The sequence below is a fragment of the Moraxella sp. CTOTU47616 genome (assembly GCF_032017465.1).
Classification (GTDB): Bacteria; Pseudomonadota; Gammaproteobacteria; order Pseudomonadales; family Moraxellaceae; genus Faucicola; species Faucicola tetraodonis.
This window is the reverse complement of record NZ_DALZPU010000013.1, coordinates 1-18,673: the sequence shown is the minus strand read 5'-3', so window position 1 is coordinate 18,673 and position 18,673 is coordinate 1. Positions and strand designations below refer to the sequence as shown.

At 43.0% G+C, this 18,673-nt stretch carries 15 protein-coding genes; 11 read left to right on the top strand and 4 right to left on the bottom strand.

Going from position 1 to position 18,673, the window contains the following annotated elements; all coding sequences use genetic code 11:
* The 3 genes from RTS10_RS10900 to RTS10_RS10890 form a co-directional block, all read right to left on the bottom strand.
* On the bottom strand, positions 1-973 hold a 973-nt coding region (locus RTS10_RS10900), incomplete at its 3' end, for an FAD-dependent oxidoreductase (protein WP_312540316.1).
* Between the two features lie 187 nt (positions 974-1,160).
* Positions 1,161-3,092: a bifunctional protein-serine/threonine kinase/phosphatase gene (locus tag RTS10_RS10895; protein ID WP_312540314.1), complete on the bottom strand. Its 1,932-nt coding sequence runs from the start codon at positions 3,090-3,092 to the stop codon at positions 1,161-1,163.
* Positions 3,093-3,224: 132 nt separating this feature from the next.
* Entirely contained in the window at positions 3,225-4,697 is a 1,473-nt protein-coding gene (locus RTS10_RS10890) for an MFS transporter (RefSeq protein ID WP_203171507.1), read from the bottom strand.
* Positions 4,698-5,193: 496 nt separating this feature from the next.
* On the opposite strand from RTS10_RS10890, the gene RTS10_RS10885 reads away from it, so the two are divergent.
* The 8 genes from RTS10_RS10885 (at position 5,194) to bfr (RTS10_RS10850) (ending at position 14,645) form a co-directional block, all read left to right on the top strand.
* Positions 5,194-6,519 carry an NAD(P)/FAD-dependent oxidoreductase gene (locus RTS10_RS10885; protein ID WP_312540312.1) on the top strand — a complete coding sequence of 442 codons (1,326 nt, stop codon included), beginning with the start codon at positions 5,194-5,196 and terminating at the stop codon, positions 6,517-6,519.
* A gap of 39 nt (positions 6,520-6,558) precedes the next feature.
* Complete coding sequence (locus RTS10_RS10880) at positions 6,559-9,330, top strand: molybdopterin-dependent oxidoreductase (RefSeq protein WP_312540311.1); 2,772 nt, start codon at positions 6,559-6,561, stop codon at positions 9,328-9,330.
* Positions 9,331-9,548: 218 nt separating this feature from the next.
* Positions 9,549-11,573: a TonB-dependent receptor domain-containing protein gene (locus tag RTS10_RS10875; protein WP_312540310.1), complete on the top strand. Its 2,025-nt coding sequence runs from the start codon at positions 9,549-9,551 to the stop codon at positions 11,571-11,573.
* Between the two features lie 506 nt (positions 11,574-12,079).
* Complete coding sequence (locus RTS10_RS10870) at positions 12,080-12,745, top strand: MotA/TolQ/ExbB proton channel family protein (protein ID WP_312540308.1); 666 nt, start codon at positions 12,080-12,082, stop codon at positions 12,743-12,745.
* 47 nt (positions 12,746-12,792) lie between these two features.
* Positions 12,793-13,194 carry an ExbD/TolR family protein gene (locus RTS10_RS10865; protein WP_312540307.1) on the top strand — a complete coding sequence of 134 codons (402 nt, stop codon included), beginning with the start codon at positions 12,793-12,795 and terminating at the stop codon, positions 13,192-13,194.
* Positions 13,195-13,270: 76 nt separating this feature from the next.
* Complete coding sequence (locus RTS10_RS10860; RefSeq protein WP_128680687.1) at positions 13,271-13,474, top strand: (2Fe-2S)-binding protein; 204 nt, start codon at positions 13,271-13,273, stop codon at positions 13,472-13,474.
* 185 nt (positions 13,475-13,659) lie between these two features.
* Positions 13,660-14,139 (top strand): bacterioferritin, encoded by a 480-nt coding sequence (gene bfr / locus RTS10_RS10855; RefSeq protein WP_312385935.1) that lies wholly within the window; start codon positions 13,660-13,662, stop codon positions 14,137-14,139.
* A gap of 35 nt (positions 14,140-14,174) precedes the next feature.
* Positions 14,175-14,645 carry a bacterioferritin gene (bfr, locus tag RTS10_RS10850; protein ID WP_099833574.1) on the top strand — a complete coding sequence of 157 codons (471 nt, stop codon included), beginning with the start codon at positions 14,175-14,177 and terminating at the stop codon, positions 14,643-14,645.
* Positions 14,646-14,920: 275 nt separating this feature from the next.
* Here the strand turns inward: bfr (RTS10_RS10850) and RTS10_RS10845 are convergent, their stop codons facing one another.
* A complete protein-coding gene (locus tag RTS10_RS10845) occupies positions 14,921-15,919 on the bottom strand; it encodes a zinc-binding alcohol dehydrogenase family protein (protein ID WP_204154956.1) in 999 nt (332 codons plus the stop codon).
* A 551-nt stretch (positions 15,920-16,470) separates the two neighbouring features.
* Between RTS10_RS10845 and RTS10_RS10840 the strand changes: the two genes are divergently transcribed.
* From RTS10_RS10840 to RTS10_RS10830, 3 genes are all read left to right on the top strand, one after another.
* Positions 16,471-16,773, top strand: a complete 303-nt coding sequence (locus RTS10_RS10840; protein ID WP_007116447.1) for a putative quinol monooxygenase — start codon at positions 16,471-16,473, stop codon at positions 16,771-16,773.
* Positions 16,774-17,436: 663 nt separating this feature from the next.
* Positions 17,437-18,120: a type 1 glutamine amidotransferase domain-containing protein gene (locus tag RTS10_RS10835; RefSeq protein WP_050323949.1), complete on the top strand. Its 684-nt coding sequence runs from the start codon at positions 17,437-17,439 to the stop codon at positions 18,118-18,120.
* 3 nt (positions 18,121-18,123) lie between these two features.
* Entirely contained in the window at positions 18,124-18,423 is a 300-nt protein-coding gene (locus tag RTS10_RS10830) for a DUF1330 domain-containing protein (protein ID WP_219330858.1), read from the top strand.
* Positions 18,424-18,673: the final 250 nt, after the last annotated feature.

Here is an 18,673-nt window from a genome sequence, read left to right as displayed (position 1 = left end):
TGGTACTCATGTCCGCACCGTCAAATAGGCTGTCATGCTCACCTGCTATTTGTGACGCACACACGCTTGCCATGGTGTAGCCTGGAGCAACCAGCCCATAAATTTTGTTGTCCCATAACGCACATTCACCAATGGCATAAATATCTGGCTCGCTCGTTTGACACATATCGTCAATGGCAATTCCACCACGTTCACCAAGTTTGATTCCAGAATCTCGTGCAATGGTATCTTCAGGGCGAATCCCTGCACTAAATAAAATCAAGTCGGTATCGAGCAAAGTGCCGTCAGCAAACTGCATGGTTAAAAAACTGGCATCATCATCATGGTTGTCGATGATTTGTTGGGTGTTTTTGCCTGTCAAAACGGTGACGCCCAAGTCTTCGATTTTCTTTTTCAGCAGCTCACCACCGGCAGCGTCAAGCTGAACGCCCATCAATTGTGGAGCAAACTCGACCACATACGTGGTTAACCCCAAAGTGACCAAGGCTTTTGCGGCTTCAAGTCCGAGCAGACCGCCACCCACAACCACGCCACGCTGTACTCGAGAATTGGCGGCGGTGGCGATGATGGCGTCTAAGTCATCAATGGTGCGATACACATGGCAGTGGGCATGGTCATTGCCCTGTACTGGGGGTACGAACGGATACGAGCCTGTTGCTAACACCAATTTTTCAAATTCTAAGGTGTTGCCCTTGCTGGTGATAAGGGTTTTGGTTTGCGCATCAAAACTTGCGACGCCTTCACCCAAATGCAAAGTAATGCCCGCTTGCTCATAGTTTGCCAGATCCACTAAATTAAGCTGACTGGCGTCTTTATGTTCAAAATAACTGGATAAATAGACACGGTCATAGGCAGGGCGACTCTCAGCACTAAACACATGGATTTGGTAAGTTTGGTGTAGGCGTTTTTCAATCGCTTTTTCGATAAAGTGGTGCCCGACCATCCCATTACCGACGACGATAAGATTTTTCATGTATTTATCCCTTCTAACGAAACATTGGCTTTTTGACTAGGATAATGATTGGCTTTTGGCGAGTATTATCCCAAGTTTTTCTATACTGTTATATAAGCAAACTTTATGCCAATATTTAAATTAATTATAAATTTCAATGGGTTAAAATATATAGGTTAATTGTCTATTAAGAAAAATAACTCACATTTTAGTGATTTAACCCAACCAGTAACCAAGTGATGAGCAACAGCGCTGCTAATATGCCACTGACCAGTTGCCAAAATAGCACAGGATGTTTATCAATCAGCGGCTGCTTGGCTTTATCATCAGCATGGCTTTTGGGGTCAAGGTCGGTGAGAAAATCGCCAATGCTCTGATAGCGGCGGTTGCTATCTGCTTGCAGCGCACGAATCAGCACGTCATTGACCCAAAATGGCAAATCCGTGCGCAATTGCCGCACGTTTTTGAACGCCAGTTTTTGGGTAGTTTGGGCGGTCATCGCAGTGGTCAAGGTATCGACATCAAACGGCTGTAGCCCCGTCAGCATCTCATAAGTCACCACACCCAGCGAGAAAATATCGGAATACACCCCTTTTGGTGCATCGCTAAAATATTCGGGGGCAATATAATGCAAATCGCCCACAGGCGGTGTATGCCCAGTTCTTAAGAGCAACGAGCCAACCGAACCAAAGTCAATGAGCTTGATATGACCCGATGGCAGCAGCATGATATTTTCGGGCTTGATATCTTGATGGAGTAGATAATTACGGTGCATGGCTCGCAGCGCCATACCGATTTGATTGACAATAGCAAAGGTTTGGGCAACCGATAAGGGCGGCTGGGTGTCGATAAATTCACGCAAGCTCATGCCTTGCAAAAATTCGGTGACATGGTACAGATATTGGCTATTCATCGGCTTGGGGTAAAATTTTAGTAAGCTTGGGTGATTGAGGCTTAACCCTATTTTTTCTTCTTTTAAAAACAGCCGTAAAAATCCGCTATCGTCTTCATAATAGGCAGACGGCACTTTGATAATACGCTGATTATCGGCTGTGTCAGCGGTGTTATCAGTTGCCAAATACACGCTACTGCGTGGGGTGTTTTGCACCACTTTGTCAATGGTAAAATGATCAAGCTTGTCGCCGACAGTCAGCACAGGCGGAATCCGTAAACGGGTAACGGCATCACGATTGTCTGTATGTTCGGCAAGGTCAGCTTTGTCAAAATCTGCATTCGCCAAAATTCTCGCAACTTTTGGCAAGACGGCTATCATCACGCAACTGACATTGTCGTTACTGCCATTTTCCAATGCCACTTGGCACAAAGTTTCTGGCAAATTTTCTAAGTCGAAGGTGGTGGAATTATCCAGCGCCAACAATTTGCCCAATGCCGATTGGGTGAGTAACAATAATTCATCATCACCGATAAATTCATACACGCCATCGGTCATTATCAAAAACACATCTTCGGGCAACACATCAATTTGGGCGAGTTGTAATTCTACATGGGCATCTGCGCCAAGTGCAGCGGCTAAGGCTCCTTTGTCTCGCCCTCGTTTGTGTCTGTGGTCTTGGGTGAGTATGCGCATTTTGTTGTGTCGTAGCCGATAGATACGGCTGTCGCCCGTGTGGAATAACACTGCCGAGTGCTCGGATAATAAAGGCTCGGTAAACAGCAGCCCAGATAAGGTTGAGAGTAATTTGGGCAAATACCGCTGCGAGGCTGAATCAAAGCTGTCATGGTGATCACTAAAATACAAAAAATCATTGATAATATGCACGCTTTTGGTGAGCATTTGCGCCAGCGTTTCGGCATTGTTGTTATTCAATGAATCGCTAGTCACAGGGCTAGTAACTGGGGTTGTCACCATGTCAGCTTGGTGCATGGTTAATTGGTCGATCAGCGTATCAATCACCCATTGACTGGCGAGCTTTGGCTGTCCGCAGCTGCTGACGCCGTCAGCTAAAGCGGTGACTTGCCATGCAAGCTGAGCGGCGCTGCTATCCCTTGTCGGCACCAGCGTTTGCACCGTCAAGGTGTCTTGGTTTTCCGCTTTGCGCCCTGCATGACTAGCAGCACGGGTCAGCAGTTGCGGCAAGGATTGAAAACTGGGGGTATTTTGCTGAATGGCTTTTGACATGGGTTTTTCCTTACTAGCACAGTTGCTACGCATTGTGCAAAAATGAAAAAAGGGCATACACCCTTTTTTGCCTTACTAACTAGACTTCCTTGTCCGCTGGTCGACTGTTTTTTGGTTGGATTTAAAGAGCGATTACGCTATCGCAATTCGCTCAATCGTGCCATCTTCGTGCACCTCGACCATATGTCCTTGTGGCTCGCTCAGGAAGGTCGCGCCAATAAAGGCAATCCCTGCAAAAATCGCGAGGGTAATAAAGAATCCTGTTGGCGATACCATAGAGAAAATAGTCAAAAACAACACCCCACCTACGTTACCATACGCACCCGCCATACCAGCAATTTGCCCTGTCATACGGCGTTGAATGAGCGGAACCACTGAGTACACTGCACCGCATGCTGCTTGCACAAATACAGAAGTAAGCAGCACGATTGCCACTGCACCCGCCAATGGTAACTTAGTCATTTGCGTCATTAGCAGATAACCCACCGTTTGCCCTGCCAATGCAATCATCAATACTTTACGACGACCGACCGCATCGGACATAAAACCACCGCCAGGACGAGCAAATAAATTCATCACCGCAAAACAGCCTGCAGTCAACCCTGCTAAAGTATGCGATACACCATAGTTGGTAATAAAAAATTGCGGCAACATCGACACCACTGCCAACTCAGAGCCAAAACATGCCAAATACGCCATGTCTAAAATCGCCACTTGTTTGAACTGATAACCATATTCTGGATTTACCGCAGGGCGAGATGTATCAAATAAATGCTTATTGACTGACCAGATTTTGATATATTGATAGACTACAAGCACCGCCACCACCGCATATGCCAGCATGGTTTGATTAGCGGTTAATAATTTTAATCCGCTAGGTGACAAACGCCACGCCAACAAAAACAAAATCGCATAAACCGGTAAAATCATCACCGCATAAAAGTAAAAGTCTGCCTTGTTTGATACTTCCAAACCGCCTGATTTTTTTGGTTTAAAATAAGTCGCGCCTTTGGGTGTATCACTGACACCACGATAAAAAATGACCGAATAAACAATCGCAATCACGCCTGTTGTCGCAATCGCATACCGCCAACCATCTGCACCGCCATACACTAAGGCAAGAATCGGCATCGACATCGACGCTACTGCCGCCCCAAAATTGCCCCAACCGCCGTACACCCCTTCTGCCGAGCCGACTTCATTGACAGGAAACCATTCTGAAATCAAACGAATCCCAACCACAAATCCTGCACCGACAAAACCTAGCAAAAACCGCCCAATCGCCAGCATTTGGAAACTTTGGGCAAAAGCAAACACAAAACACAAAAAACCGCTAATCAATAACACAGCACTATACGAACGCTTGGGGCCGTATCTATCGACCATCGCGCCGATTAGCAAACGGGCAGGAATGGTCAAAGCCACATTGAGCATCAAGATCGCTTTGACTTGTCCATCGCTCAAATGAAAATATTGTTTGATAGTTGGCATCAATGCCACATGAGCAAACCAAATTAAAAAGGTGACGAAAAAAGCAAACCAGGTGTAATGTAACACCTTGATACGGGGTAATTTCATAGCAAACAGCGGTAAACGTTGGGGCATCTGCTTCTCCTTTAAGTAAGCCTGTACGGTTCACGGTAACAAGGCAAAAGCAATATTTATGCCATTATCATAAACTTTTGTTTTTACAATAATTTTTTTGATGACCCATCAATTAGCTATTTTTTGCTGTGATAAAACTTTCACCGATTAGTATGAATCATAAAAATTTGACGCCGTACTGCACTATTTTGGTAAGTAATCGATAAGGTGAAAAAATAATGCAAATAAATAGGCAAAAAAATGTCTAAAAATATTTTAAAAACCGTCAAACAGTCATGCACAGTTAAAGAGATTAAATTCAAAGAGTGGTTAACATCCATCACACTGTCCGGCAAATAAAAGCCAAAATTTAAAACATCATAGAAAACAGTAAAAAACAACCGCTTAAAACGGTTGGCATAAATTTTGAATTATTAAATTTTAAAGTGCTAGATTCTAAAGTGCTAAATTTTAAAGTATTTAAATATCGGGTCGGATAAGCAAGGTCAGCCAAGCAATGCAACATACACACATTCTTATCATAGGGGCAGGGATGGCAGGGACACGCTTTGCTATGCAGTATGCCAAAAGCAGATTGAGTGCCCACAGCGGACTGGGGATTGATAGCCAAGGCGAGCAAAGTCAAGATGAGTTTGCCATCACGCTTATCAACAGCGAGCCATATGCAGGCTATAACCGTATTATGCTATCGCCTGTATTGGCAGGGGAAAAACGCTTCGCTGAGATTTATCTATTTTCTCAAGAGGAGTACGCCAACCATAACATCACTGTAAAGACAGGCTGCACTGTTAGCGATATCAATCTTGCTGCTCATCAGGTCATCACCGACAGCGGCGAAACCATCGACTATGACAAATTGGTGTTTGCCACAGGTTCAACGCCATTTATTTTGCCATTGCCCAACCATACCGCAAAAGGCGTCATGGGTTTTCGTACCAAAGCCGATGTGGATGCTATGCTAGATATCGCAAAAACCAATCATAATGGCAAAAAATCTCCAAAATGCTTGGTTATCGGCGGTGGGTTACTCGGTCTTGAGGCTGCCAATGCTTTGGTGCAACAGGGAGCGAAAGTCACTGTGGTACATGGGGCAGGCTATTTACTCAATCGCCAACTGGATAAAACCGCTGCCGATTTACTGCAAACTTACTTTGAAAACAAAGGTATTGAGTTTGTGCTCAACGCCAACTCCCAAGCGATTTGTGTAGATAAGGATAACCAGGTCACTGGACTGACTTACACGGATAATGTCGACACATCCATCCCTGCCAAAACCATTGACAGCGATTGCATTATCATGACCGTCGGCGTGCGACCCAATATTGCCCTTGCGCAACAGGTCGGTATCACTTGCGAGCGGGGGATTTTGGTTGATAACCAAATGCGAACCCATACCCCAGACGTGTATGCGATTGGTGAGTGTGTACAGTTTGACAACCAACTATTTGGGCTCGTCGCACCTGTGTATGAGCAAGCCAATATTCTGCTACATACCTTAAACGAGCAGCCAGGCAGCATCTCGCCCGTGTTTAGCATACAACCAACAGCAACCAAACTAAAGGTCTCGGGCGTGGCACTATTTTCGGCAGGTGATATCGATGTGAGTCACGACTGCGAGCAGTTGATTTATCAAGACCCTAGCCATAGCATCTATCAAAAAATCACCGTAAAAGACAACCGTATTTTATCTGCAGTGCTATATGGTGATGTACAAGAGGGCGGTTGGTTTTTTGAACTGATTCAAAACCAACAAGATATTTCAGCCATCAAAGATAAATTACTGTTTGGCAAAGCGTTTTGTGAAGAGTTGCTGGCGGGCTAATCTGACTGATAGAAATTAAAAATAGTAAAAGGTTAACGTGTGACAACAACTATACAACATTTAGCACTACAAAAATCTCCCCTGACCCAAGTCAAGACTACCTGTGCCTATTGTGGTGTTGGCTGTGGCGTGTTGGCGACGATTGATGAGAACACCCAACACGTCAGCATTGACGGTGATCCAAACCATCCTGCCAACTTTGGCAAATTATGCTCCAAAGGCAAAGCGTTGGGCGATACGCTAGATCGTGACCGCCGTTTGGCACATCCGATGATTCATGGCAAGCCAGTCGATTGGGATACCGCCACCGATTTTGTTGCCAAATCATTGCAACAGACCATTGATGAATATGGCGCCGACAGCATTATGCTATATGTATCGGGACAACTGCTCACCGAAGATTATTACGTGGCGAACAAATTTACCAAAGGTTTTTTGGGTACCAATAATTTGGACTCCAATTCTCGACTGTGTATGTCATCAGCGGTGGCTGGCTACAAGCGAGCATTTGGCTCGGACACAGTGCCTTGTAATTATGAAGACATCGAAAACAGCGACCTATTTATCATTATCGGTTCGAATATGGCGTGGTGTCATCCGATTTTATTTGGTCGGTTAAAATCCAGCAAACAAGCCAATGCCAACAAAAAAATCGTGGTGATTGACCCGCGAGCCACTGACAGCACCGCGATTGCTGACTTGCATTTGCCGATTCGCTCCGGCACAGATACCCATTTATTTGTCGGACTACTCAATTACTTGCACCAAAACGGCTATGCCAATCACGATTATCTCAGGCATTGTGACAATCTTGCTGATACGCTTGCAGCCAGTGACAGTTGGACGATTAAAAAAGTTGCCAAAATCTGCGGTGTCAACGAAAGTGATTTAACCGAGTTTTACCAATTGTTTGCCACTACCAAGAAAACCGTGAGTTTTTACTCCATGGGTGTCAATCAAGCCAGTAATGGCACTGATAAGGTCAATAGCATTATCAATTGCCACCTTTATACAGGCAAACTAGGTTATGAAGGGGCAGGGGCATTCTCAATTACAGGACAGCCCAATGCCATGGGTGGGCGAGAGGTCGGGGCGTTAGCCAATCTGCTTGCCAGTCATTTTGAGCTCAAAAACAGCGACCATCGTCAAACAGTAGCCAACTTTTGGCAAGCACCGACTAGTATTAGTGGTAAAGATGGTATCAAGGCAACCCAATGTGCCGATGCTATTTTGGAGGGGCAAATTAAAGCGATTTGGATTATGGCGACCAATCCTGTGGTCAGTCTGCCAGAAGCAGACAAATTTGCCATGGCGTTACAGCAATGCCCACTGGTCATCGTGTCTGACTGCTCAAAAGACAGCGACACGCTCGACTTTGCTCATGTGGCTTTGCCCGCGCAAGGCTGGAGTGAAAAATCAGGCACGGTCACCAACAGCGAACGCCGTATCTCTCGCCAGCGCCGCTTAGTCACCCCATTTGCTGATGCCAAGCCCGACTGGTGGATAGTCAGCCAAGTGGCACAGAAAATGGGTTTTGTGGGTTTTGATTACACCCACGACTACCAAGTGTTTGCCGAACACGCTCGGCTTAGTGGCGAGAAGAATGGCGGTGAAAAAAATACAGATAGTCGAAGTTTTAATATCAGTCATTTAGCCAATATTAGCCAAAACGAGTATGATAATTTGGCACCGTTTCAATGGGGTCAACCGCATTATTTTGGACTACAAAAACAAGACGCACACACCACTATCGGCACAACTTATACTGATACCCAAAAACTGCATTTTGTCACCGTTAATCCTGCAGTACCCAAGTCATTGCCTGATGAGCAATATCCACTAGTGCTTAACACAGGTCGCTCGCGTGACCAATGGCATACCATGACCCGTACAGGGATTGCCCCACAGCTCAATCAGCATTTACCGCACCCACTGGTTGCGATTCACCCGAGTGACGCCAAACCTTTGGGTGTACAAAATAACGATTTTGTGCAAATTAACAGTCCCAATGGTACTATCTTAGTGCGGGCAGATGTGACTGAAAAACAACGCCAAGGCGATGTGTTTATACCTATGCACTGGAATCAACACTTTGCCGCCAATGCGCGTGTCGGTAAGCTTATCAGCAATCATCATGACCCCTTTTCACAGCAACCGCAGCTCAAGCACCAACCTGTCAGGCTGCAAAAGCTAACCATGCAAGCATTTGGATGGTTATTGATTGATAAACACTGTGATGAAAACCTGCTCAGTTGGCTCGAATCGCCAGATATGACTTATTGGGTGCGTAATCGCCAGTCAAACAGTAGCCAGTATTTTTTTGCCATTGATAATCAGTCTGCGGCCATGACAACTTGGTTTGATAAGCAATATTGGCAACAGCAGTTAAGTGTATGGCTCTATCAACCAGCGCAAGCCTACAACTTTGATATTATCCATTATCAACATATTGATACCGATAACACTAGCCAGGATTTACGACTTGCGATATTGCAAAATGGGCAAGTCCATGCGCTAGTATTTTTGAGCACCCACGAGCATAAACTACCCACCCATAACTGGCTAGATAGCCAATTTGGCAGAAGTCTTGATAACCATACGCGTAAATGGCTACTAATGGGCAAACCTGCCACGGGTTTTATTGATACAGGGCGGATTGTTTGCTCTTGTATGTCAGTGGGTGAAAATACCATTGTTGAGACAATAAAAAAATATCACTGTAAAACCGTCGTTGAGGTTGGTAAACATTGCAAAGCAGGCACCAATTGTGGCTCCTGTCTAGGAGAGATTAGCAAAATTTTAGCGGGGTGAAATTGTTATAACTTGTTGAAAGGATTATTGGGCGAACTTTAAGCCACTTTATCATTTCGCTTGATGTTGCCTGATTTTACTTGATTACTTATTGATAACTAGCGTTAGATATTCGAAAAAAGGGAAATAATTGAAAAAATTAATTGATAATGATTATCATTTATATTATTCTTGCCGCTTTGTAACGCTTCTCTTTTTTTATATATCTGAGTGATTTTATGAATACTGCCAATGCTAGTTTACCGCCGCGTGGTGCTTTGCGCTATTTAAGTTTGTGTGTATTAACCACCCTTTATTCACCGTTGGCAACAGCGAGTGAGCCAGAACCCGTCACTACCTTGCAGACCATTACTTTTAATGCCCGTCAATATACCCCAGCAAAACAGACTGAGAATTTCCGCCATGAGACCTCAGTCAAGGTACAGCAAGCTGATTTACTCAATCAATATTTACCGACGGTTGCTGGGGTGAATGTCGGTGGCACTTCGGGGATGGACCAGCATATTTATATTCGGGGTTTGGGCTCAGACAATGCAGGCAGTGCCTTAAAAATCACCGTGGATGGGGTGCGCCAACCGGAAACGCGCGGCTTTCACCATGCCGGGATTAGTGGACTTGACCCAGATTTATATAAAACAACAGAAGTGTCAGTGGGTAATAACTCGGTGACTTTGGGCAATAATGCCATCGGTGGCGGTGTGGCGTTTACCACGGTGGATGCACAGGACTTGCTACTACCTGATCAAAAAATGGGGGCAAAGGTTAAACTGGGCTATGCCAGTAACGATCAGCAATTTCAACGAAGTCTAACGACCTATGCCAAACCCAATGAGCAGTTGGACATGATTGTGTCTTATAGTGAGCGTGACAGCGATGGCGGTGAAGATGGCAAAGGCAACCACATCCAAGGTGATGATATTACTATCAAAAATATACTAGCCAAAGTCAATGTGATGCCAGCAGAAGGTCACAAAATTACTGCCAGTTACCAAAGCTATGACAATGACGGCAACTATCCGTTTCGCCCCAATATCGGCTACCAAGCCAATTTACCCGCTAATATTCACCCTGGCTACACCAATAATGAAACCTATGCACTCGGTTATGAGTATAAACCGCATAGCAATTTTGAGCTAAACAGCAAAATTTATCATTTAACCAATGAAGCGCTGTCGCAAGGACTGCGCGGAACGACCCCCATGCGTATAGCCACGTCAGGCAAAACCGATGGCATGACGGCAAGTATCAAACAGCAACTGACGCAGCATCATGGTGACCATGCTTTGACACATACGCTCAACTATGGGGTAGAAGGCTATAAAAAATCAGCGACGTTAGAGAGTAGTGATATCACAGAAGACGCTACCAGCGTAGGGGTGTACTTACAAGACCGAATCGAGTTGGGACGATTTGCGCTGACGCCTGGCGTGCGCTTTGACCATTATAAGCCGTCAGAGCGCTTAAGCAGTGACGACTATAATCAAGTGTCGGGCGCATTGGCAGGGGAATTTAAACTGACGCCAAACCACAGCTTATTTGCCAGTTATACCCAATTGTTTAATGGACCACCCTTGCCAGAAACCATCCACCAATCTGGACAAACCTTCGTCAATAAAGACCTCGAAGCAGAAACAGGCGCAAATGCAGAGCTGGGTATCAGTAGCCGTTTTCAGGGGGTGTTTGACAGTCAAGACAGTATGTCGCTGACCGCCAAAGTCTTTGATACCCAGTATGACAATAAAATCGACCGCATAACAGGCATTGACTGTACCACAGGTAACTCAGTGACAGACGGGCAATGTGCTAGCTACATCAATGCCGGCGAGACTACCGTCAAAGGCTATGAGCTGAGCGCAAAATATCGGCTAAATAATATGCGCTTGAATGCAGGCTATGCCCATGCCAAAAGCGAAACTGAGCAAGGTTACCAACTCAATAAAGACTCAGGCGATCAGTTAAACCTTGGCTTTAATTATGACATTAATGATAAATTCAGCCTTGGAAGCGCCATCCGCCATGTCAAAGGTTTAACGCGTCGCACCAGCGCTACTGATATGGCTGATTTGCCAAGTTTTACCACCTATGATGTATTTGGTAGCTATCGTCCAAGCACTTTACCACAATTAACTGTGGATGCTGGCGTGTATAACCTTACAGATGCCTACTACTATGAGCACGTATCCAATACGGGTGATAAAGCCATGGGACGCAATGTCAAAGTAGCGCTAAGTTATCAGTTTTAAACTCAATGGGTGATAACCATCAGCATGATGGATTGCCCATTGCGGTTTAATATTTTCACAAAATATTGCAGAAAAATTTTAATTATGTCCAAAATCCAATTTTTTACTCGCCCTACTTCCACAAGGTTTGGCGGGGTATCAAGACAATTGCCTAGGGTCTTCATCGGTGTAACCGAAAACGGCATTTTGCGCAAGGTGTTCATCCTACTCGATACTGTAGGTTATCAATAACCTTGTGCTAGTTTTGCCCAAGGTAAAGCTAACACAAAGCGAAGATAAAAAAGTATGAGGTTTTAAAGTTACTTAATTTTAAAGTTACTTTATCTTAAAGTCATTTGATTTTAAAATTATTAGATTTTAAATTTGCTTAAATTAAAGTCGTTGGATTTTATTGTAAAGTCGCTGGTTAAATTAAGCCTAATTTTTAATATTTTTGTTGATAATGATTATCATTTATACTAACATTTAAAGTTAGTTTTTATATTTATCGTGTTATAGGAATGATTATGGATTTTGCAAATTACTGGCAATATACAGATGTAGTGACCAAGACGTTATTTTTTGTGTTAATTATTTTATCGATGCTGTCTTGGATTACAGGTATTTTACGTATCTTAAATAGCCAAAAAATTGCTAAGACAGTGTCGCAAGATTTGACTCAGCAAATTTACCAACAGCAATCTCAACTCGCCACCTTATCCCTAGACAATCAAAAATTGGTCACTGAGCAGCAGTTACTGCAACAGCTCAATCGCTACCGTTTTGCCAGTGAGCAGGGCTTAAATATCCTTGGCACGACCGCTGCCATTGCCCCTTTTATTGGGCTATTTGGTACCGTGTGGGGGATTTTTCATGCCTTAGATAGCATTGCTAAGTCAGGTCAAGCAGGACTTGGTCAAGTCGCAGGACCGGTTGGGGAGGCTTTGATTATGACTGGGCTTGGGCTTGCGGTAGCCATTCCTGCAGTCATTATGTACAATGTCATAGTACGAATCAATCGCAAAGCCATGCACCAAGCGAATGACACGGCGCATACCTTGCTTGCCAACGTGTTGATGAATTCTTCCAGCCAAGTTACGCAAACTAGTTTAGCCGCTCAACCCCATTTACAAACCAGCTCGCAGCCCAAGCAACAAACTAACGCCGCTGACTTAATGCTGAAAAACGCCTAACCTTGACCCATCGCTAAACAGATAAATAGATAAACAGGGAATAACTTATGGCATTTCAACTCGGTGATGACGCTTCGACAGGCATGAATGAAATCAATCTGATTCCACTGATTGATATCATGCTGGTCTTGATGATTATTTTTTTGGTGACGGCAACGGTAATTAATCCCAGTGTACCGCTAAATTTGCCCAAAACCTCAGCACAAGTCAATGAAGCCCCGCCCAAAGTGATACAAGTAAGCATTGATAAAGATGGCAAGATTTTTTGGGATGATGTCAGTATCAGTTTGGCGCAATTAAACACGCGCTTTGCCGAACAAGGCAAATTAAGCGAGACCCCAAGCATTCAGCTGCGAGTCGATAAAGACAGTCGATATGATACCGTCGCGCAAATCCTAGCAATAGCAAGCGAAAACAAGCTAACCAAAATTGCGTTTGTCAGTGAATAACCTGATTGATAAAATATTTATTGATAATAAGAATAGTTATCATTATTATATAAGAAAATTTATCAACGAGGTGCGTATGTTTGTGTGTATCTGTAATGCCGTCAAAGAAAGTCAAATCAAAGCAGCCATTGAACAAGGTCATGACAGCTTAGAAGCACTACAAGCTGAGCTTGATGTGGCTACTTGCTGTGGTGGCTGTCAGCCAATGATTGAAGGTTATCTCGAAGAGTACGCCCAGAGCATCAATAACTATACGCACCTATTTATTGAAGTTGCCTAGTGTATTAATGTTGCCTAATGCGCTGTTAGCGTACACACCTAAGCTTATTCATTAATCCCGATAAATGAGCGACTGACAAATATTGTAAATTATTTGCTGCGGTGAATTGTTTTTAACGTCACTTTAATTTAGTATTTCAGATAATACCCAACCTTTGTTTCTGTTCATTTTTCAAGGATATACCCATGAAAGGCAGCCAAGCTGTTATTGATTATCTAAATTTCTTAATTAGTGGTGAACTGGGGGCTCGTGACCAGTACTTTATTCATGCGCAAATGTATCATGAATGGCATTATCCAAAACTTCATACGCGTATGCATCATGAAATGGAAGAAGAAAGCGATCATGCGCGTGCCTTAATCAATCGGGTGTTGATGCTAGAAGGCACACCCAATATGAAAGTTGCCGATATCAACATCGGTCATGATGTGCCAAGTATGCTACAAGCCGATCTGCAGCTTGAATATACGGTTCGTCAACATCTCAAAGACGGCATTGCGCTTTGTGAGCAAGAGCAAGACTATGTAACCCGTGAGATTTTGGTCGCCCAATTGGTCGATACCGAAGAAGACCATGCGCATTGGTTAGAGCAGCAGTTAAGACTGATTGATATGATGGGACTACCTAATTATCTGCAATCTCAGCTCGGTGACATCTCTGAATAAGGCGACAAAGCAATAAGGCAACTAAGGTAAACATTATGCAAGTCGATAAAGAAATTCTAAGAGCGCTAAACCAAGTTTTGGGTCAGGCATTGATTGCTATTAACCAATACTTCTTACACGCACGTATCGCCAAAAACTGGGGACTGAGTGAACTTAACGAAAAATTGTATCATCAGTCGATTCATGAGATGAAATGGGCAGATGACCTCATTGAGCGTATTTTAATGCTAGATGGGCTGCCAAACTTGCAAGAGCTTGGCAAAATTTTAATCGGTGAAAATGTCGCTGAAATTTTGCGTTGTGATTTGCAACTAGAGTATCAAAAAACTGACATCATCAAAAATGCGATTGCTTTATGTGAGCAGAAAAGCGATTTTGTCTCTCGCAAATTATTGGTCAAACTCAAAGACGGGAGTGAAGAGCACATTGATTGGCTAGAAACGCAGATGGAACTAATGACCTCGATGGGTATCGAAAATTATACGCAAAGTTTATTAGATTCATAAAGCGTATTAGCGTGTCGGAATAACTGTATGAACCATCAATATACCCAAGCCGCGTTGATTTCTGTCATCTCTATATTGATGGCATGGCTTGTCATCATCTTAGTGGCAGTACTTTATTGATTATCGTTTTAGTTATTGAGTTTGGCATATTGGCACAGCCAAGATGATGAGTGATTTCGGCTGGCAGTTTTCGTTCCGCCAGCCGTTTGGTGAGTTACTTTAAGGGGCTTTTTACCCAAGATATGTTTTAAAATATGAGTTTTACAAGGTGTGTTTTAGAAGTTTTCTAGTACAATTTTGCCTTTTGACTTACCTGATTCAAGCAGCTTATGTGCTTTTTCCAAGTTTGCAGCGTTAATATTGCCTAGATTTTGGTTAAGCGTACTTCTAATTTTTTGCTGGTCAACTAACTGGGCAACCTGTTGCAGCAATTCACCTTGCTTTTCAATATCATCGGTTTCAAACATTGAACGGGTGAACATCAACTCCCAATGGATAGAAATAGATTTAGTCTTAAACGGCATAATATCAAAGGTTTGTGGATCATCGATCAATCCAAGCTTACCTTGTGGTGCAATCAGAGAAACTATTTGCTTGATATAGGTGTCTGTATGATTGGTAGAGAAGACGTATTTTGGTTTTTCAATACCTAGTGCTTCGATTTGTTCGTTTAAATCTTTGCTATGGTCGATGACATGGTCGGCACCCAGTGATTTTACCCAAGATTTCGTTTCTTCACGTGAAGCTGTTGCTATCACGGTCAGATTGGTTTTTGCTTTTAGGAGCTGAATAGCGATTGATCCTACACCGCCTGCACCACCAATAATTAAAATACTGCCAACGTCTGTTTCTGAAATTTGAAACCGATCAAACAGCATTTCCCATGCCGTGATAGCCGTTAATGGCAAGGCTGCGGCTTCTGCATTAGATACTGTAATTGGTTTAAGACTGATAATTCGTTCATCGACTGCTTGAAACTCAGCATTACTACCATCTCGGGTTAAATCGCCAGCATACCAAACACAATCTCCTACTTTAAACGAGGTAACTTTTGGGCCAACTTCGATAATTTCCCCAACGGCATCCCAACCTAAAATACGATTATTTGCTTCAGACGAATTTTTTCTCACTTTGGTATCAACGGGGTTTACAGAGATTGCCTGAACTTTTACCAGTACATCACGCTCCTTAAGCGTAGGCTTCGCTTTTTCAATATCTACCAATGAATTTTTAAAATCATCCTGGTTATTGATAACATATGATACGGCTTTCATGGATTTGTCCTTTTGTCATAGTATATTTAATAGCGGGTTAGTTTAATTAAATGCAGTGTTTTTAGTGTATTGCAGACAGGCTGGCTTAGGTCAGTCAGCCTAATCTGATAGAATTAATAAAAAATAGTGGATATTCTGAGGCTACGCTAGGCTAGGCTAAAGGTGCAAGGTCAAGGGCGCTAGTTAAGGTCATAGCTTTTGCGCCTGTGTTTTCGCCAAAAATAGCCGTTGGTAAAATGCCGTCATTTATTGTTGTACCAGTGTACCCAATCAAAGGTGGCGAGTGCAACATCATTTACACCTTATCACTTATGCTTGTTTCTTTGTTATGGTTAAAGCAAGGTTATAGTTAAAGCACAAGCATAAAGGAAGTAATATCAGTATCAAATTTAAGCTGATACAGACATTCCCCACGACCTAAAGCATAAATGTTTATGTAACCTTTATACAACAAAGCTATGCGGTAAAGCCGTTTGACATGAATATAACAGTGGTTTAGACTCAATTTTGATGCTAGTCAATGTCGGCTAGTCAATATTGGAGTATTAGTGATGGTTAAAACCGCTTTATATGTCCGTCTTGAAGCTAAACCAGGTAAAGAACAACAAGTAGAAGATTTCCTAAAAGCTGGTCTGCCTATCGTCAATGAAGAACCTGCCACAGTTGCATGGTTTGGTCTACGCCTTGGCCCTTCAACCTTTGGTATTTTTGATGCATTCCCTGATGAAGCAGGTCGCGAGGCTCATTTATCGGGCAAGGTTGCTGCCGCTTTGATGGCTCAAGCAGATGAACTATTTTCAGAACCGCCTTCTATTGAAAAAGTAGATGTGTTGGCAAGTAAACTACCAGCTTAGATTGAAGCCTAATTTTATTAAGTTTAAGTCTTGTAAGCCCAATTCTCTTGAGCCTAAGCCTGTTAAAGAGCTGCCTAAAATATTAATTAAAAAGCAGCTCTTTATTATATCAATTCACTTAAATCAGTCACTTAGCTAATCGGTCATCTCATACTGTCTCATTGACGGTTATTTGACTACACATATCCAATTACAATATTTTCTTAACTTTCTGATAGCAAGCAGTGTGCAAATTTAGACTTTGTGCCATTTAATTACTTACCGTGCCATCATATCGCCCTGTGGCTTTAATCGTTACCAAGTTTTAAGCTAGCTATCTTACTTACAAAAACTGCTTTTCCCGATGGATTAAATTTTATTATTTATACTATCAATAAATCTACACTACAAATAAATAGACGACTGGTCTATTTTTCTGTATAGTGACGTCATGATGACAGCAAAATCCCAGTGTTGACTAGCGTTGACCAGTATTTGCAGTATTGAAAAATTTTTTAAGTTTGTTGGACAGATAATGTTTGCTTAGATATCAGTCGCGCAATCTTTTTCAATGCTATTAAATGAAGGATTGATTTGCTCGGCATCTTGTACATTGCGCACACGACTTCCTAGTGTGCTCATGTAGCAATAACCCAAATTCTAAAAACTATCAGAGAAAATAACATGAAAATTTTACTTGTTCTGACCTCACATGACAAACTCGGCAATACTGGTAAGAAAACAGGTTTTTGGCTAGAAGAACTTGCAGCACCGTATTACACCTTTATTGATGCGGGTGTTGAAGTTACCCTAGCGTCACCTCAGGGTGGACAGCCACCGCTAGACCCAAAAAGTAACTTAGCCGATGCACAAACTGAAACCACGCATCGCTTTGAAGCAGATCCCGTGGCAATGCAAGCGTTGGCACAGACCCATAAACTTAGCGAAATTTCTATCGCTGATTATGATGCCGTGTTTTACCCAGGCGGGCATGGTCCCTTGTGGGATTTGGCAGAAGATCCGATTTCAATTGCTCTGATTGAACAAGCGATTGAGTCAGGAAAACCCGTTGCTACAGTTTGTCACGCCCCAGGTGTTCTTCGTCATGTAAAAACCAGTGATGGCAAGCCTTTGGTCAGCGGTAAATCCGTGACAGGTTTTACCAATACTGAAGAAGAAGCAGTAGGATTGACCGAAGTTGTACCGTTTTTAGTCGAAGATATGCTCAAAGAAAAAGGTGGTCATTATTCTAAAGCGGGTGACTGGCAAGTGTATGTCCAAGTAGATGGCTTACTAATTACTGGACAAAATCCTGCTTCTTCTGCTGCAACCGCCAGTGCACTCCTTGAATTGTTAAATAAGGAGTAGCCCATGTCTGCGTATGTGGTATTTACCCGTGAGCAAACTACGGACGCTGAGGAACTGGCGCAATATGCACAAAAAGCGCCGCTTGCTCGTGAAGGTCGTGAGCTAACACCCTTGGCTTTTTATGGTCACTTAGAAGTGCTTGAAGGCAATGAGATTGAAGGCGCTGTTATTTTACGCTTTCCTGATATGGCAGCCGCGCGAGACTGGTATAACAGTCCCGTCTATCAAGAAGCATTACAACATCGTCTAAAAGGGGCAAATTATCGCGCCTTTATTATTGAAGGTGTTGAAGACGCTATTTAAAAAAAGCATTTTAAGAAAAAGCACTGCTATCAGATGTGCTAACCTACAAGTTAGTACATGAGCGATATGCATTATTATCAAATTAATGTAATAGCAGCCCAATCATACATAATGATTTGGGCTGCTATTATAATTTTTGCAGCTATTATTGTTGTGAAGCCAAGATAGTGAAGCTAAGTTAGAGAGGTTAAGTTACTAAGAACCTGTTCACGATTAAAAAATATGCTAGGATAAGCCACATAATCGATTA

Excerpts from the sequence above, each read along its gene's own strand:
- RTS10_RS10895 (WP_312540314.1), bottom strand. The coding sequence starts at position 3,092 with ATGTCAAAAGCCATTCAGCAAAATACCCCCAGTTTTCAATCCTTGCCG.
- RTS10_RS10890 (WP_203171507.1), bottom strand. The coding sequence starts at position 4,697 with ATGCCCCAACGTTTACCGCTGTTTGCTATGAAATTACCCCGTATCAAG.
- RTS10_RS10885 (WP_312540312.1), top strand. The coding sequence starts at position 5,194 with ATGCAACATACACACATTCTTATCATAGGGGCAGGGATGGCAGGGACA.
- RTS10_RS10875 (WP_312540310.1), top strand. The coding sequence starts at position 9,549 with ATGAATACTGCCAATGCTAGTTTACCGCCGCGTGGTGCTTTGCGCTAT.
- RTS10_RS10870 (WP_312540308.1), top strand. The coding sequence starts at position 12,080 with ATGGATTTTGCAAATTACTGGCAATATACAGATGTAGTGACCAAGACG.
- RTS10_RS10865 (WP_312540307.1), top strand. The coding sequence starts at position 12,793 with ATGGCATTTCAACTCGGTGATGACGCTTCGACAGGCATGAATGAAATC.
- RTS10_RS10860 (WP_128680687.1), top strand. The coding sequence starts at position 13,271 with ATGTTTGTGTGTATCTGTAATGCCGTCAAAGAAAGTCAAATCAAAGCA.
- bfr (WP_312385935.1), top strand. The coding sequence starts at position 13,660 with ATGAAAGGCAGCCAAGCTGTTATTGATTATCTAAATTTCTTAATTAGT.
- bfr (WP_099833574.1), top strand. The coding sequence starts at position 14,175 with ATGCAAGTCGATAAAGAAATTCTAAGAGCGCTAAACCAAGTTTTGGGT.
- RTS10_RS10845 (WP_204154956.1), bottom strand. The coding sequence starts at position 15,919 with ATGAAAGCCGTATCATATGTTATCAATAACCAGGATGATTTTAAAAAT.
- RTS10_RS10840 (WP_007116447.1), top strand. The coding sequence starts at position 16,471 with ATGGTTAAAACCGCTTTATATGTCCGTCTTGAAGCTAAACCAGGTAAA.
- RTS10_RS10835 (WP_050323949.1), top strand. The coding sequence starts at position 17,437 with ATGAAAATTTTACTTGTTCTGACCTCACATGACAAACTCGGCAATACT.
- RTS10_RS10830 (WP_219330858.1), top strand. The coding sequence starts at position 18,124 with ATGTCTGCGTATGTGGTATTTACCCGTGAGCAAACTACGGACGCTGAG.